The sequence below is a fragment of the Pyramidobacter sp. CG50-2 genome (assembly GCF_003612005.1).
In the GTDB taxonomy this organism is placed as follows: Bacteria; Synergistota; Synergistia; order Synergistales; family Dethiosulfovibrionaceae; genus Pyramidobacter.
Window position 1 is genome coordinate 1 of sequence record NZ_RAWT01000058.1, and the last position, 16,381, is coordinate 16,381.

At 56.6% G+C, this 16,381-nt stretch carries 10 protein-coding genes; 2 read left to right on the forward strand and 8 right to left on the reverse strand.

All coding sequences use genetic code 11. From position 1 onward, the window contains the following. Positions 1-370: 370 nt before the first annotated feature. From D7D26_RS10420 to D7D26_RS10440, 5 genes are all read right to left on the reverse strand, one after another. The gene (locus D7D26_RS10420; RefSeq protein ID WP_120372989.1) at positions 371-1,855 is read right to left on the reverse strand and encodes an efflux transporter outer membrane subunit; all 1,485 of its coding nucleotides are present in this window, start codon (positions 1,853-1,855) and stop codon (positions 371-373) included. Positions 1,856-1,865: 10 nt separating this feature from the next. Next, positions 1,866-5,006, reverse strand: a complete 3,141-nt coding sequence (locus tag D7D26_RS10425) for an efflux RND transporter permease subunit (RefSeq protein WP_120372990.1) — start codon at positions 5,004-5,006, stop codon at positions 1,866-1,868. Positions 5,007-5,013: 7 nt separating this feature from the next. After that, positions 5,014-6,123 carry an efflux RND transporter periplasmic adaptor subunit gene (locus D7D26_RS10430; protein ID WP_158606346.1) on the reverse strand — a complete coding sequence of 370 codons (1,110 nt, stop codon included), beginning with the start codon at positions 6,121-6,123 and terminating at the stop codon, positions 5,014-5,016. A gap of 257 nt (positions 6,124-6,380) precedes the next feature. Continuing rightward, the gene (locus tag D7D26_RS10435) at positions 6,381-6,788 is read right to left on the reverse strand and encodes a MarR family winged helix-turn-helix transcriptional regulator (RefSeq protein WP_199674776.1); all 408 of its coding nucleotides are present in this window, start codon (positions 6,786-6,788) and stop codon (positions 6,381-6,383) included. A gap of 306 nt (positions 6,789-7,094) precedes the next feature. Further along, positions 7,095-8,006, reverse strand: a complete 912-nt coding sequence (locus tag D7D26_RS10440; RefSeq protein ID WP_078014984.1) for a LysR family transcriptional regulator — start codon at positions 8,004-8,006, stop codon at positions 7,095-7,097. Between the two features lie 359 nt (positions 8,007-8,365). Between D7D26_RS10440 and speB the strand changes: the two genes are divergently transcribed. Both speB and D7D26_RS10450 read left to right on the forward strand, forming a co-directional pair. Beyond that, on the forward strand, positions 8,366-9,319 hold the full coding sequence (gene speB, locus D7D26_RS10445; RefSeq protein WP_120372992.1) for an agmatinase: 954 nt from the start codon (positions 8,366-8,368) through the stop codon (positions 9,317-9,319). An 18-nt stretch (positions 9,320-9,337) separates the two neighbouring features. Further along, complete coding sequence (locus D7D26_RS10450; protein WP_120372993.1) at positions 9,338-10,801, forward strand: YjiH family protein; 1,464 nt, start codon at positions 9,338-9,340, stop codon at positions 10,799-10,801. 574 nt (positions 10,802-11,375) lie between these two features. Here D7D26_RS10450 and D7D26_RS10455 read toward each other — a convergent pair. The 3 genes from D7D26_RS10455 to D7D26_RS10465 all read right to left on the reverse strand — a co-directional run bounded on the left by D7D26_RS10455 (position 11,376) and on the right by D7D26_RS10465 (position 16,173). Continuing rightward, positions 11,376-12,728 carry an APC family permease gene (locus D7D26_RS10455; protein ID WP_199674778.1) on the reverse strand — a complete coding sequence of 451 codons (1,353 nt, stop codon included), beginning with the start codon at positions 12,726-12,728 and terminating at the stop codon, positions 11,376-11,378. Positions 12,729-12,812: 84 nt separating this feature from the next. Continuing rightward, entirely contained in the window at positions 12,813-14,036 is a 1,224-nt protein-coding gene (locus tag D7D26_RS10460; RefSeq protein ID WP_078014987.1) for an amidohydrolase, read from the reverse strand. Positions 14,037-14,241: 205 nt separating this feature from the next. Continuing rightward, positions 14,242-16,173: an AAA family ATPase gene (locus D7D26_RS10465; RefSeq protein ID WP_120372994.1), complete on the reverse strand. Its 1,932-nt coding sequence runs from the start codon at positions 16,171-16,173 to the stop codon at positions 14,242-14,244. Positions 16,174-16,381: the final 208 nt, after the last annotated feature.

Below are 16,381 nucleotides of genomic sequence, written 5' to 3' on the forward strand. Positions count from 1 at the left end.
CAGTTTGGCTTCGATCTTCTTGTTGCGATTCTTTTTCCGCGCTGCTTCGATTTCCGCCTGCTGTTCCGATGTGATCTCGTATTTTACGGGCATTCTCCATCACCTCGGGTGCATTATAACTGAGGTACGGGAAGTTTGGCTATACTATAAAGAAGTAGTATTAATTTACATGCACTAAAATAAATAATCGTTCCGCCCGTTCCGGTTTCGCGCGAAACCGGAACGGGCGGAACGTCGTTTGACGGCTTTCGTCGGCAAGGGAGCACGTTTTCGGCATGGACTGGGGTTACAGTCAGATACCTGCCGCGGTCCCAAAATATCGCATGGGAAACGCGCGAAATGAAGTTTGCGCTTTGCAAGTGCGAAAAGGCTACCGTCCGTGCTTAACGGCGTCGGAGATCGGCTGAAGTCTTCCCTCCGGGGACAAAGGCGCCCAGCCTCCTCCGAGGGCCTTGTAAAGTCTGATCAGAGCGCCGGTCATGTTGCCGGCGTTTGCCGCCAGTCCGTCCTCCAGAGACAGGAGCGCTCCCTGGGCTCCCAGCACGTCGCTGAAATCGGACAGTCCGTGAAGATAGCGATCTTCGGCAAGTTCAAGCGCGCGCCGGGCTGCTGAACGCCCGGCTTCCAGGGACTGCCGGCGCAAATTTTCCTGCCCGTAGGCCGCAAGGGCGTCGCGCACTTCGGCGGCAGCCTTCAGCACGGTCTTTTCATAGGCGGCCAGCAGCGCCTTTTCACGCGCACCCTGGGCCCGAACGTTGCGGCGCAGGGCTCCCGCGTTGAAGAGCGGCCAACTGAAGATCAGGGGGCCGATCGAAAATCCCTGCGATCCGGGCGAGAAAAGGTTTCCTGAATTCAGTGATTCGAAACCGACGGAACCCGACAGGCGCAGTTGAGGGGCAAGCTCGGCAGCGGCCTTTTTTTTCCGCGCCGCCTGCGCAGCCAGACGACGTTCGGCCATGCGGATATCCGGGCGTTGGCGCAGCGTCTCGGCGGGGATCCCCGTCACAAGAGCGGCCTTCGGTCGGGGGACCGGAGCAGGGGAAGCCAGCGCGTCGTTCAGAGAACCGGGGATCTCTCCGATCAAAATGGAGAGGGCGTTGCTCTTCGCTTCCAGAGCAGACCTCAGCGGCGGAATACCGGCGCGGGTCGACTCCAGGCCGTACCGCGCCTGCTGTTCCGCCAGTCCGTCGCTCAGGCCGGCTGCGCGGCGCGAGGCGACGAGACGAAGCATGTCCTCCTGACGCAGGACATTCCGTTCCATTATGTCGATCCTGGCTTGGAGCGAACGGTAATCGGCATAGTTCAGCGCCACCTCGGCGGCGATCGAGACCCAGACGTTCTGCAGTCCGGCGACCTCGGCTTCCAGGTCGGCGCGTCGCGCCGAAGCGCCCCGGCGCAGCCGGCCGAATAGATCGATCTCCCATGAAGCGTCGAACCCCAAACGGTGTCCGCTGCGTTCTCCCGTTCCTCCCGTGTTGTCGGAAATCCGGCTTCTGTGGGTTTTCCCGCCCAGGCTGACGGTCGGCGAGAGACTGGCCTCGGCAATACCCAGCGCTGCCCGCGCTTCGTATACCCGCGCCAGCGCGGCGTCCATATCTTTATTATGTTTCAGGGCGCGAACGATCAGTTCCGGCAGAAGCTCATCGTCCAGCGCGTCCCACCATCTGGCCAGAACCGATGCGGAGAGCCGTTCTCCGTTTGCCGAAGAAGCCGTCAAAGGATATCGTTCCGCCAGACGCAGCCAGTCGCCTTCATTTGCCTTTTCCGTCCTCCGCGCGGCGCGTCCCTGCGGACAAACCAGTGCCGTCAGCGCCGCTGTCGCCAGCGCGGCAAGCGCAAATTTTTTCCCGTTCATCGCGTTGATCTCACCTCGTCTTCTTCGGCGTGACGGCGGGAGCGCCGCCGCTTTTTGCACGTCTTTCGAACAGGACAAACAGTCCGGGGATCAGGAAAACGCCCAATACCGTAGCGATCGCCATCCCGAACACCATGACGCTGCCGACGGCCCTTCGGCTGGCCGACGACGCGCCTGCGGCAAAAAGCATGGGCAGGATGCCGAAGACACAGGTCAGACCCGTCATCAGCACGGCGCGATATCGTTCATGGGCGGCCTGCGAGGCCGCGTCGAGGATCGACAGTCCGTTTCGTTCCCGCAGCGCTTTGGCGAATTCGACGATGAGGATGGCGTTCTTCGAGGCCAGTCCCACGAGCAGAAGGATCCCCAGCTGGGCATAGACGCTCAGCGACAGCTTCATGATCCACACGCCAGCCAGAGCGCCGCCGAAAGCCGTTACCAGCGACAGGAGCACCGACAGGGGCAGCGTCCAACTCTCGTATTGAGCCACCAGGAAAAGATAGCTGAAGAGCAGCGCCAGCAACAGCACGCGGCTCAGTTCGCCGGATTCGCCGGTGCGCTTTTCCTGAAAGCTCATGCCGGACCATTCGTAGCCATAGCCTTCGGGCAGTTCTTTTGCCAGTTCTTCAAGGAGAGCCATCCCTCGCCCGGTGCTGACGCCGGGTTTGAGTCTTACGGTAACGGCGGCTGCGGGATAGAGGTTGTAGCGATCCACTTCGCTCGGCCCCAAGCTTTTTTCCGTCGCCGCCAAAGCGCTCAGGGGCACCTGCCGTCCGGTCCTGCCGCGGACATGGATCCGCGCCATCCCGTCGACGTTCTGCCGAAACGGCGCGTCCGCTCCCAGAAGGACCTTGTTGGTCTGGTTCCCAAGGTTGACGTCGTTCACGTAGTAAGTGCCGAAATAGCACTGGAGCGTCGAAAAAACCGACGAGATCGGTACGTTCAGGTCTTCCGCTTTGGCGCGGTCGACGTTGAGACGCATATGAGGCACGCTGGCGGTGTAAGGACTGTAACTGAACAGCACTTCCGGACACCGGGCGAGACGTCCCTGAAAATCCAGGAGCACCTGATACAGTTCGGCGGGATCGAATCCCCGGCGCGACTGGAGACGGAAGTCAAGTCCTCCGCTCAGACTGACGCCGAGGATGGGCGGCAACGTGAACACCATCACCCGCGCTTCCGCAACCGAAGCGGCGATGCCGCGCAGTTTCGCCATGACGGAGTTCAGATCCTGCCTCTCGCGCGCGTAGCGTTCCGACCAGTCCGCGAGAGTCACCCAGACAGAGCCCACGCTCTCGTCCGCTCCGAATCCGCCGATGAAATTGTTGCCCGGGAAACCCAGGACCCACTCGATCCCCGGCACGTCTTCCACCCTACGGCACAGCCTTTCGATCAAAGGGACCGTCCGGCTCCTGGTAGCCCCTTCGGGCAGCTGAGCGACGAGAAAAGCGCAGCCCTGATCCTCGTCGGGCAGAAACGACGTGGGGATCTTCCTCCGCATGAACCATCCCGCGCAGCCGATCAGAAGGAACAGCAGCAGCGTTACGGCGGAACGGCGGGCGATCCATACCGATCCCCTCACATAACTTGAACGGGTTCGTTCCAGCAGGCGGTTGAACCATGCGAGCGGGCCTTTCGCCGCCGGTGCGGCGGCGGAAAGCAGGGATGCGCACATCACGGGGCTGAGCGTCAGCGCGACGACCAGCGAAGACAAAACGGCGAGGGCGATGGTGACCGCGAACTGCCGGTAGATGATGCCGGTCATCCCCTTCATGAAAGCCACGGGGACGAAGATAGCCAGGAACACCATCGTTGTGGCGACCATAGGCGTCGTGATATCCTTCATGGCGCGGACCGTTGCCGAGCGGGCATCGGCGCCGTCCCGTTCCATGACGAACTGCACCCGCTCCACCACGAGAATGGCGTCGTCCACCACCGTGCCGATCACCAGGATGAACCCGAACAGCGTCAGGATATTGAGACTGTACCCGAGGGCGGACAGCCCGGCGAGCGCGAACAGCAAGGATACGGGGATGGCCGCCACGGGCACCAGAGTCGTTCTCCAGCTCTGCAGGAACAGGTAACATACGACGACAACCAGCAGACAGGTGAGCCCCAGCGTCGCGAGAATCTCCACGAAAGACGCTCTGACGAAAGCCGTCGCATCGTAGACGATCGCCATTTCCATGTCATTCGGGAAATCCCGTTCCAGACGGGCTATCTGAGTCCTGATCGCCGCCATGACCTCCAAGGCGTTGGAACCCGGCGACTGGCTGATCTTCAAGCTGGACGAGGGAGCCCCGTTGACAAACCCTTCGAAGCCGTAACTCTCGGCTCCAATCTCGATGCGGGCGATCTGACCGAGAGTGACGCGACTGCCGTCGGAATCCGTACGCACGATCACGTTTCTAAAATCCTCCGCGTCGTTCAGACGTCCTTTCGTTTCGAGGGAATAAGCTATCGGAGTCCCTTCGTTGCCCGGAGCCATCCCCACGGCTCCGATAGCCGCCTGCCGGTTCTGGCTCCGTATCGCCGCTACCACGTCGTCGACGGAAAGTCCCAGGTTGGCGATGCGTTCCGGATTCAGCCAGACTCTGAGACTTCGCCCCGAGCCGATGAGGAACGAGTCTCCTACGCCGTCGACGCGATCGATGGCGTCTTTGACGTTGTTTTTCATGTAATCGTTCAGCGCCAGCAGGTCGTGAGTCCCCCCGGGAGAGACTAAACTCAGCTGAGCGATGGGCGACATGAATACCGGCAACGCCGAGAGTCCGCGGGCGACCACTTCGACGGGCAACTGAGGCAAGGCGAGCTGCATTCGATTCTGCACCCGGACCAGCGCCATATCCGGATCGGTGCCGAGCTCGAAAGTCACGCTCATGACGTACGCCCCGGAATCCGAAGCCGACGACGACAGATACATCATACCTTCGACGCCGTTGACGGCTTTTTCCAGCGGCGCTCCTACCGTGTCGGACACGACCCGAGCCGACGCGCTGGGATAAACGGTCGAGACGCGTATCGTCGGCGGCGCGATCTCGGGGTACTGGGCGACGGGAAGCAGAAAGAGCGCCAGCGCTCCGACGACGGACATGAGAAGAGAAAGAACGACAGCGAAACGCGGACGATCGATGAAGAACTTCGAGATCATGACGCCGTCACCGTTCCTCAGGCGGCGCTATTGCCGTTACGGCGCTGCCGTGCCGCACGCGCTGCATCCCTCGGCGCACGATGCGGTCGCCGGGGGCCAGGCCTTCGACGATCTCGGCAAGCCCGTCCACAGTCTGACCGACGACGACGGAACGGCGAGAGACGATCCCGCCGTCGTCGACGAACCAGATGAAATCGCCCTGCCGATCGGAAATGACCGTTTCCTGCGGCACAATCAGGACCGGCCCCGCAGAACGGAGCACCCGGAGCGTCACCAGTTCTCCCGGCACCAATAATCCGTCCGGATTGTCAAAGCGGCAGCGCGCGAGGATAGCCCCTGTTCCGGGATTCATGCGGTTATCGATAAAATCCGGACGTCCCTGGCCGGGAAGTTCCACTCCGCCAGGCAGGACGGCGCGAACTGAGAATGTACCGGCGCCCTTCGCGCCGCCGGCGAAAAACGCCCGGCCGGCGAGATACTCGCGATCGGACAGAGCGAATGAAACGCGTATGGGATCGGTCTGCACCACCCGTGCGAGCGGGGTCGCCGAAGTCACGTAATTGCCGCGGGTAACCAGCGCCGCCCCGATGCGGCCGTCGATCGGCGAACAGATTTTCGTTCGTTCCAGGTCGATCTCGGCCATCCTCAGAGCCGCCGTCGCCCTCCGTACTTTTGCCTGGGCGTCGAGCACGGCGCAACGAGCGTCGTCAAGGGCCGACGCCGTGACCGAGCGTTTATCGGCGGCCTCCATGCGTTTGAGGAGGCGTCGCGCTCTGTCCTTGTCGGCCTGGGCCTGAGCGAGTTCCGCCCTGCGCAGTTCCGCCGCCGCGGAGAAAGAACGCCGATCCAGAGTGAAGAGCAGCTGTCCCTCTTTCACTTCGGCGCCCTCCGGGAATTCGACCTTCTCAATGATGGCCGACACCTGCGGACGAAGTTCGACAGCCTGAACGGCTTCCACGTGCCCGATATACTCTCGGGTCAGCGCCATATCCTTTTCCTTCGCCACGAAGAGCTCCACGGGGACGGGGCGGTTGGGAGACGAAGCCGCTTTCGCCGCAGGCAGGCTCGCCGAAACAATATGGACGAGCAGGACGGCGAAAAGGGAAAGCCGCGTCATCCTCTGCCCCCGCAGACAAAAGGACCGCGCCGCGCACAGATATGATCTCCTTGTACAGTTCATCTGAACTTACTCCTTCCTTCAGAGCCTTTCGGCGTTTCGCGGGCGCCTTCGATCGTGAGACGGGACAAAGTTTTGCCTGCCGAGAAAGTCTCTGTAAAATGGCATGAAAGAGTATAGTAGCTATACTCTTTTCCAAAAAACAATCCCTCCCCGCTCCCCGGAAAGTTTTTCGGAATTTGAAAACTTCCGCTTCTTCATTCCATAAACTTGTCAAGCTTTTCCTCGAGCATACTGAAAAAGCTCCGCAAAAAAGCTTTGTTCGCCTCCGGATAATCCGCAAGGATATCGCTGAACACTTTCTCATATTTCCGATGGAGCTCTTCGTGGCTCAGGTAAGCCGTCTTTCCTTTCGGCGTCAATTTGAGAGTCAGCCGCGACAGATTGGCGGGATCCGTTTCCTTGACGATCATCCCCTTGCGTTGCAACTTCATCAGAGTCTGAGAAACAGCGCCCTTGGTGACGCCCAGCATATCGGCCAGCCCCGTGACATGGATCCCCTCGTTTTCCTTGACCGCCTTCAGCATGTGGATCTCGGCTTCGTAGAGAGGCTGGTCGGTCCCGAAATATCGGGCTTTCTTGTCGATATCCATGGTTTTGCTCACAATCCGCAGAAAAACATAACTGAGTCTTGACTTGTTTTTAAATTTCATGTCCATCATGGCGAAAGTATATAGCCACTATACACTCATGTCAACCTTTTTTCCGCACTCCGGGCCCCGTATCCCTTACGGCCGAAAAACACTCCTCAACGCCGCGTCTTTTCACATAGCTCATCCTATGCGGAACAATCTGCGCGGACGAAGTTACCGCAGGCAATTCAAACGCTTATTGGTAAGAGTAAACGATCCGCCCCTCTCGATTTCGCACGAAACCAAGAGGGGCGGCGCTTTTCTCCGTCGAGAAGGTTCCTATCGCGCCCGGCTGCCGTAGATGGAGTCCAAGCGGGCCTGAAAGCGGGCGATGAATTTTTTCTCGCGCGGGTTCAACGGATAGGAGATCTGGTGCAGCATGTAAATGCTGGACATGGGGCCGTCGGAGATGCGGCGCATGACGATGTTGGGGATGCTCTGTTCCAGATCGGGATCCATGGGCAGGATGGCGACGTAGTTATGGCGGATGGCGTCCTGCAGGGCGCCGCGGTCGAAGATATTGAGTATCTCGCAGCTGCTGTCGAGTCCGAAAGCGCCAAGCCAGTCATCGCTGTTGAAGGTGTCGTAAGCGACGATAGGACAGGTTTTGAGCTGAGCGGTGGTGACGGCGCGGAAACGGCTCAGGTAATGGTTCATGGAAACGACGGCTACGGGAGGCACATTGACGGCCAGAGGCGTCATCTTGATATGATACTTCTGCATTTCCAAGTGATAGAGGCTGCGGCGGCTGTCGAGGCAGGAAACGATGGAAAGGCGGTAGGTCTGGTCCATCACGTCGCGAATGGCCTGGCGGATGCTGGTCTCTTTGATGTTGTCCTGTAGAGAGGCTTCGGGGAATTCGTTGCGGAACTGCATGAAGCTGCACATGAGCAGCGACGACCACGTGCCGCAGATGGAGAGGTTCTTCTGGCTGTCGAAAAGAAGGGGAATGCGTCGGATGCGCTCTGCCTCAGAGATGATAAGCTTGGCCGACAGCAGCAGCATTTTGCCTTCGGAGGTGAGCTCTATGCCGGAGTTCTTGCGCCGAAAGACGTTGAATTTCAGCTCCTGTTCCAGCTGCTTGATAGCGGTGCTTAGCGACGGCTGCGCCACGTAAAGGTTTTGGGCGGCCTTGTTGATGGAACCGCACTTGCTGATTTCGATCACGTATTCCAGTTGCTTCAGGTTCATTCTGTCGCCTCCTTTTGCGTTTGAGCCGCAACGCGCCGCCGGTGAACACGATTTCTCTCATAAAAACAGTTTATCATTTTAATAAGAAGAAAGGGACATATGAATTGGCTGATAGATTATAACGTTTTCAGGATAGATTGTCCGGCACTTTGTCTATTGAGGCGCATCTTTTTTCGATAATATGACGTAAATCTATAAATGACTTTTTTATAAATAATTTTAAGACTGGTGAGCGATATAGGTCATTATTTTTTCAGTATAAGTACAAAAACAAAGACCCGTGATATCGTGAAGACACAGAGAGACCGGTACTCTGAGTGTCAGTGAAATTCATCCAAAAATTATAGGGGGAATATTTTATGTCCAATCAGCCTGCAAGCGCGCTCTCTTCGCCTCGTTTCTGCAACATGGGAACTTTTATGCGCATGGCCCGCGTCCAGAACGCCAAGGGACTTGACTTCGCCATCGCCGGCGCGCCTTTCGACACCGCCAGTTCCTTCCGCTCGGGCTCCCGTTTCGGGCCTTCGGCGATCCGCAACATCTCCTGCATGATGAAGCCCAACAACGTGATACAGCAGGTGAACATCATGGATTCCCTGACCGGCGGCGATCTGGGGGATTTCCCCATCGTGCCCGGCTATATCCATCCTTCTTACGCTGCGATCGAGGCGGGAGTCGCCGGGATCCTGAACGACGGCGCCCTGCCGATCGTGCTCGGAGGCGATCACTCCATCACGCTGGCCGAACTTCGCGCCGTCGCCAAGAAATACGGCCCCGTGGGACTGATCCATTTCGACTCGCATTCGGACCTTTGCGACGAAGTTTTCGGCGAGAAGTACAATCACGGCACGCCGTTCCGCCGCGCTCTCGAAGAGGGGCTGATCGAGCCTTCGCGCTGCATCCAGGTCGGCATGCGCGGCTCGCTTTACGATCCCAACGAGCATAAGATGGCCGCCGATCTCGGCATGAAGCTGATCCCCGCCCACAAGATCCGCGAGATGGGGCTGGACGCGCTGATTGCTGCCGTCAAGGAGCGCGTCGGCGATAAGCCCACGTTCCTCACTTTCGACATCGACTTCGTCGATCCCGCTTACGCGCCGGGCACCGGCACGCCGGAAGTGGGCGGGTTCACGTCGCTGGAAGCCCTGACGCTGATGCGGGCGCTGACGACGGTCAACTTTGCGGGCTTCGACATCGTCGAAGTGCTTCCCGCTTACGATCACGGCGAGATCACGGCCTACCTGGCGGCCAACATCGTCTTCGAATTCCTCTCCATCCTCGCTCTTCAGAAGAATCGGAAAGAAGGCAAATAAGTCGGGAGGGAGGATTCCATGAACTCTGACAAGATCCTCTACGACACCCTCTCCGCGGAGGAACGCGCGTCGCTGAACCTCAACGACATCCTGCTGGTGGACCGGCTGGAGCTTTCCTTTCGGAGCAAAGCGGCCGGCGCGCTGAAAGCCGTTCTTTTTTCGGCGGTCGCCATCTTCGTGTTTTTCGTCAACGTTACCGTCAACGGCAAAAGCGACGTGCCTTTCGGCCACATCTACAACTACTTCATCAGCGCGCTGGGCAACGCGGGGCTCTGGGGCATCACGATCGTTATCGCGCTCAACGGTATCCTCAGCGTTTACGGCAAATTCTTCGCGCCCGAAGGCTCGCGGCTGCGCAGGTATTACGGCGGCGAATCCTTCGTCTATCCCGTGTTTTATCTGATGAGCGGCGTCTTTACGCTGATCTACACGATGGACGCGACGATCCCCGGCTTCGCGGGGCCCAAGTTCATCGTCAGCTCCGCCACCGGCGGCACCGCCGTGCCCGCCATCGTCGTCGGCGTGGCGTGGATCATTCCGGTGAGCTGCGTGTTCCTTCCCTTCCTGTTGAACTACGGTCTGGTGGACATGGTGGGGACGCTCATGGAACCGCTGATGCGCCCCGTGTTCAAAGTGCCCGGATACGCCGCGGTGAACTGCATCGCCTCCTTCGTCAGTTCTTCGTCGGTGGGCGTGCTCATCACCAACCGGCAGTACCGCAAGGGCTTGTACACAGAGAAAGAGGCCGACCTGATCGCCACCGGATTTTCCGCCGTGAGCGTGGGGTTCGCCTACATGGTCATCAAGACCGCCGGGCTGGGCGACTACTTTCTGCGCGTCTATTTCTGCTCGCTGGTCATCACGCTGATGATCAGCGCCGTCATCTGCCGCCTGCCGCCGCTGCGGAACAAACGCGGCGTTTACGCCGACGGGCGCGCCCAGACCGAGGAGGAGATCCTGGCCCAGCGCGGCACGGGCAACCTGCTCGTCAAAGGCTTCGAACGCGCCGAGAAAAAAGCCTATACGGCCGGAAAACTTTTGCCGGAAATCAGGGACAGCGTCCTCGACGCCATGACAGTATATCCCAAGGTCCTGACGCTTCTGGCCGGCGTGGGCATCCTCGGGCTGATCGTCGCCACCTACACGCCGGTGTTCCAGTGGATCGGCAAGATCTTCGTTCCCGTTCTCAAGCTGTGCGCCGTCCCCGACGCCGAAGCCATCGCGCCTTCGCTGCCCGTGGGCATCGCCGAGATGTTTCTGCCCGTCATGCTCATCGCCGACAAGGTGAGCGAGCTCTCCATCAAGGCGCGTTATATGGTCACCACGGTCTCCATCTGCCAGATCATCTTCTTCTCGGAGACCATCGTCGTCATGCTGGCTTCCAAACTGCCTCTCAAGTTGAGCGACCTCGTGATCTGCTTCTTCGAGCGCACCTTCATCGCTATCCCCATCACGGCGGCGTTCATGCACCTGATGTTCTGATCCGAGCCGCATCTCGCTTTACGGAAAAGCAACCCATCGGCAGCACTGTCCTTGTGAACACTTCGTCCTCACTCGAGGTTCAATGTTTCTTTTATTTCCCGTTGCACTTGGATTGTATATCTAAGAACAAAAAGACCTCCTGCAGTAGAATGAAATCTACGGCAGAAGGTCTTTCGTATTAACAAGAAAATATTCAAATGCAGAATATCTGGTAAAAGGGGATGAATATATGCACCGTCATTGACCTCTGCGGCAAGATAGTAGGGGGTACAGAATCAGCACGAACATGACGGCTTCTCCTGTGACCGATACGATCTGCGAAGCTTAAAAAACGAAAAGGTCACTGATAGACTCGCACTCCACAGTGACCAGGAGTCGCGGTACAATATTAGAACTTGGATCAAGAATGCCACTTTCAGCCGTCAATGCCCAATAGAAACAGTTCCTACGATAATTCATCGATGGGAAACTTCTTCGGAACGCTTAAATCACGTACCTAAACCGCATGAAATTTGCGAACGGAATGCAACTGGCAGCCTGCGGAGTATGAAATGCAGCGCGGAATCAGAATGCGTCAGGATAACTCATAGCTGTTCTCCACTTTGACCTTGCCGCTCTTGTAGCGGAGACTGCCGAAGAGAAAGGCGAAGGCGACCACGCCCAGGTTGCCTAACAACAGAGACAAGGGCAGCTTAAAGGACGAAGTGACGCCGGAGACAACAATGACCAGAAGATCTACGATGCATAGCGTTTTCAATGCACCGTCGCTGATATGGAAGTCGGACTTTTTCCAGACTTCCGGCAGCACCTTGGGCATTCTCCATAGGCACAGCACGATCATGGATTTGGTGATGGCGCCTACGGTAATAGTGATATTGCTGATGATGCCGATATTAATATTGAAAGCGATGGGCACAAAGCCAACCACATAATAGAAAGCCAGCAAAATCAAGGGAGTTCGGTACTTGGGATGCAAACGGGCCAGAGAGCGGGGATACCAGCCGTCGTTGCAGGCCTGCATCAGGGGCTTGGTACAGGTAGCGATGGAACTGTTCAGGGTGGTCAGCAGGGCCATCCAACCGCCGCCGATGCAGAACAAGTAGTATAGGGGCTTGGACAGAATCGCAGAAGCCACGACGCTCAGAGGTTGACCGGCAACCTGATTGATAGGCAGCACTCCGGCGGCCACAATGCCAATCAAACCGTAGAACACGGAAACACCCAGAGTGGAGAACAGCATGACCCGGGGAATGTCGCGAGTGGGATTCCTGGCTTCGCCGCTCATCTGAGTGACAAACTGGGCGCCGTCACAGGTGTAGCTCATGAGGACAGAAGCCTGCCACAGCCCCATAAATCCGCGGGTCATAAAGCTGGCGGGGTCGAAGTAGTTGCCGTCCAGCTTAGTGAGCCCGACAGCCGTGAAGATGGTCAGGGAAATGACCAGAAATATCACGGCCAGATTCTGGACTTTAGCAAATGCATTGATGCCGAAAGTGTTGGTGATAAAAAGCAGTGTCAGTATGCCCAATGCAATAGTTTTTCGGGTGAGGGCAGGCAGGAAGGGCATGGCGTAGTCTGCGAAGGAAAGGGCGTACATGGACAGTGTAACACTGGTCAGCAGGGCAATCATAGAGTAGGTACCGGTCCAGCGGGGCCCCAGGAAGGTGCCGACCATAGAATAGTCGCCGCCTCTGTAACGAGCCACCGAGTTCAAAAAGATCTGAGGGGAGCGGGCCAAAATGGCGATGAGACCGCCAACGACGAAAGCGATGCAGATGCTTCGGCCGGTGTCATCAATGCCCCAGCCGGTCAGAGACATGATACCTGAACCAATGATGGAACCGATGCCGACTGCCATCAGGTCCCAGAAGCCAAGGACACGCTTCAGTTCTTTTGTGGACGATAGATTTTTCATATTATCTGACATATGTTACTCTCTCCTTTCGTAATTTGACATTTTGGCATTTACTTTAGACGGAGAACTCTGGATTACCGCTTGACTCAAAGGAGATCACTCGCGGTAGTTTTGGGCGAACTCGGCTTTCAGATGCGCCAGCTTCTTTGGGTCGCCAGCCACCCGCAGGCCCGTCAGGGCCATCAGTTTACCGGCCAGCATGCACTGATCAATAGGATACTCATTGCAGGTCAGAAGAGCCGTCTCGTCCGCATGTCCCACGGGGACAGGCTCACCGTCATGCACAATGGGGAAGGTAATTTCCACCGTAGGGATCTTATAGGCCACACACCCCAAGTCAGAGGAAGCCTTGGGCAGATTACCGAACGTAAAGCGCGAGGAATCAATTCCCAAATCGGCAGCGTACTCCGCCGCGTAATGGTATAGAGAAGGAACGGGAGTGGCGCAGTACCACGGGGCGTCCCACTTGTAAACGGCAGTGGTATCCGTCATCAGTTCGGCACCCTTGATAATGTTGTCTACCCGTCGCATCAGGGAGTTCAATTCGGCGGAGTCGTTGCTCCGCAGTTCCACATTCAGCGTGGCCAGATCGGGAACAGAGTTGGCTGCCGTGCCGCCCTTGGAGATGATATAGTGGATGCGATTGGTTTCCAACATGTGTTCCCGCAGGAATTCCAAGCCCACAGTGGTCAGAATCACTGCATCCAAAGCACTGCGGCCCTTTTGGGGAGCGGAGGAGGCATGGGCAGTACGGCCTTTGAAGGTAAGCCAGTTATCATGGGTTGGCCAGACGATGGCCTTGCCGGTCACTTCCGAGCACCAGTCGGCGCCATAGTGGTTGGCCAGCATTAGATCCACCTCGTCCATGTAGCCGCCTTCCAGAATGTAATGCTTGGAACCCTCCAATTCCTCGGCGGGGGTGCCGTAGACGATGACAGATCCGACGGGGGCGAATGCCTCTTTCAGGCCCAATGCGGCGGAGAAGCCGGCGGCGGCGATCAGATTATGACCGCAGGCGTGCCCGTTGGGCAGAGCGTCGTACTCCAGCATCAGACCGATGGCGGGGCCTTCTTCCTTCCCCTTGAACACGGCCTTGAAGGCGGTAGGCATGTCCACGTCCTGATTGAATTTTGGATGCTTTCCAGTGAGGCCCCGTTGAACTTCAAAGCCCTCTTTTTCCAGCGCGTTCATCAACAGGGTGGATGACTGGAATTCTTCCCAGCCGACTTCCTTGAATTCCCAGATCTTTTTGGCAATCTTGTGAATTTTGTCCCTGTTCTCATCAATGATTTCCAGCATTCGTTTTTCTTCAGGGGTCATTTTAGTTCCTCCTCCTTTTCAAGAATTTAAGGATATTGTTTGGTGCCAAACGCATTTTCAGTGTAGCGTTGAAGCGTTAAAATTACGTTAATTTCTACGTTTGTTTTCTGACAATGTAATAAAAAGTCCACAGGCTCTTATAATGAAAAAGCCTGTGGACGGTTTGTTCAGAGACAATAATTATTCACAGATGGATTCAGAGGATTTATGATTTCCGCTCATTCTGGAGTTTTTGCAGAGCCTCTGCCCGCTTCGGATTCCCGCCGTATTCATAATGCCGAATGGCATAAGGAAGCAAGATCCACCAACGGTCGCCGGTTTTCTGCTTGTCATAGAATTCTGCGACAGTAGCGTGCCATAGCCGACGTTTTCCCATGGAGAGATTCTGGTAAACATAGTCCTTGTAAAACTGGTGCTTGAATTTATAAACAATACCGCTGCCCCAGGGTTGCTCCACGATGAACCCGGCGGCCAGCAACTGGTCCAACAATTCGATCTGCTCTTTAGAGGAAATGCCGGTCAGAAGTTCCAGGTCTTCCAGATTTGCATGCTCAAAGTGGATGGACAGAGCATCCAGAACCCGGCGCTGCTGGGCATCAAGACGGTTCAGCCGCAGTTGGATCAGCATGTCAAGCCGGGGCAGGGGCAATCCTTTTTTCCACCCTTCCTGGCGGATGACGCTCAGAGTCTCCATCAGCACCAGAGGATTTCCTTCTGAGCGAAGAAACAGTTCGTGAGTATCAGGGGTATTGGATGTGCCGGGGTTCTGTAGAGCTTCACAGATGACAGCAGCGGTTTCTTCCTCCGTAAAAGGGGAAAGAGGCAGAGAGGTAATGATATTCCGCTCCCGCAGCGCCAGCAACAGCCCGAGAATGTTCTTCTGCTCGTCAGTGCGACAGGTGGCAATAAGAAGTACTTGATCGTTGCCGAATTCAATCATAATTCGCTGCAGAAGCTGTTGACTGACAGAATCCATCCATTGGAGACTGTCAAAATACAGAATGACCTTTCGCTGACTTACCAGTTCTTTGAACAGTCCCAATACGCCGTTGATCAGTGCAGCGGAAGTCCAGGCGCTGTTGTCGTCTTCTTCGCTGATTCGTCCGGAGAGCAGAAGCGGCAACAACTGAAGACTGCGCGCGGATAATTGGAGCGTCCCGGCGATACACAGACTTTCCAACTGAACAAACAGGTTCCTCCAAGCGCTCAGGGAAATTTCCTCCTCCACGCTATAACAATGGGAGGACAGTTGCAGTACGTCGAAACCGTGGTTCATCTCTAAAATCTGCCGCATCAGCGCAGTTTTGCCTACGCCGACTTCCCCCTCAATAACCACGGAGACGGTGGATTCCTCGTTCAAAAACCAGAAGATCCGTTCATCGATATACTGCAGTTCTGCCAAACGGCCAAAAAAATTATCATGGGCGCGAGGTCTGCGGAGAAAGGAAACTTTCTTCCGGTGGAGCAGCGTCCGGTACAGCAGTTCCACCGCGTGGGAGGGGGATTCAGACAGATCATCCCGAAGACACTTGACAAACTCCTGATACAGCTGAAGTCCCAGATCGTATTTTTCTGCCTGAGCAAAACGCTTCATGCCGGTGAGAACCATTTCCTCGTCCCATGGCTTCCAGAACTGCCAGATACCGATCAGCTCCTGCAGCCGGGCAACGTCCTCGCAAACGGCGGGGTTCTTCAGTTGATTTCCGATGTAGGACAGACTACGGGAAATTTGCAGATCCCGTTTGCGTTCTACCCAAGCCTCAAATTCCGGACAGCCTTTCAGATAGAAGAAGTCCAGAAATCGCTCCTGACACAGAGCAAATTCCGGATCCGGCGCGTCCCAGTCCGTCCGGACGCCGCACCGTTGGTTCAGCTTCAGCCCATTCCGTCCTTGAAGAATAATAACATTCCCCCCCAGACAGCGGCGGATCTGGAACAGAGCCTGACGCAGATTTTTCCGGCCGGAGTCCTCGCCGCAGGATCCCCAGAAAAAAGAAACCAATTCGTCGCGGCTGGCGTTTTTCTCTACGCAGAGATAGTAGAAGATCCCCTCTGCTTTCCGGTAGGGGAAACAAACCAGCTCTTCGTTTCGATAAACACTGGGGGTACCCAGAAGCGTTACCTGATAATCTGACAAGGCAAATTCCTCCTTTCTCATACTAGGGCTTGTTTAAAAAACGTCAAAGTTGCCTAAATCGATCCAATCGCTTAAACTTTTCTCATGGAAGAGAGAAGATATGAACTGACCTCCAGCGAGTGGAATCGAATCAAGAGAATGCTGCCGCCCGAACACCCGAAATCAGGTCAACGTGGACGCCCGGCAAAATACGATAACCGCAGGATCA

Excerpts from the sequence above, each read along its gene's own strand:
- D7D26_RS10430 (WP_158606346.1), bottom strand. The coding sequence starts at position 6,123 with ATGACGCGGCTTTCCCTTTTCGCCGTCCTGCTCGTCCATATTGTTTCG.
- D7D26_RS10420 (WP_120372989.1), bottom strand. The coding sequence starts at position 1,855 with ATGAACGGGAAAAAATTTGCGCTTGCCGCGCTGGCGACAGCGGCGCTG.
- D7D26_RS10455 (WP_199674778.1), bottom strand. The coding sequence starts at position 12,728 with ATGTCAGATAATATGAAAAATCTATCGTCCACAAAAGAACTGAAGCGT.
- D7D26_RS10460 (WP_078014987.1), bottom strand. The coding sequence starts at position 14,036 with ATGACCCCTGAAGAAAAACGAATGCTGGAAATCATTGATGAGAACAGG.
- D7D26_RS10450 (WP_120372993.1), top strand. The coding sequence starts at position 9,338 with ATGAACTCTGACAAGATCCTCTACGACACCCTCTCCGCGGAGGAACGC.
- speB (WP_120372992.1), top strand. The coding sequence starts at position 8,366 with ATGTCCAATCAGCCTGCAAGCGCGCTCTCTTCGCCTCGTTTCTGCAAC.
- D7D26_RS10440 (WP_078014984.1), bottom strand. The coding sequence starts at position 8,006 with ATGAACCTGAAGCAACTGGAATACGTGATCGAAATCAGCAAGTGCGGT.
- D7D26_RS10425 (WP_120372990.1), bottom strand. The coding sequence starts at position 5,006 with ATGATCTCGAAGTTCTTCATCGATCGTCCGCGTTTCGCTGTCGTTCTT.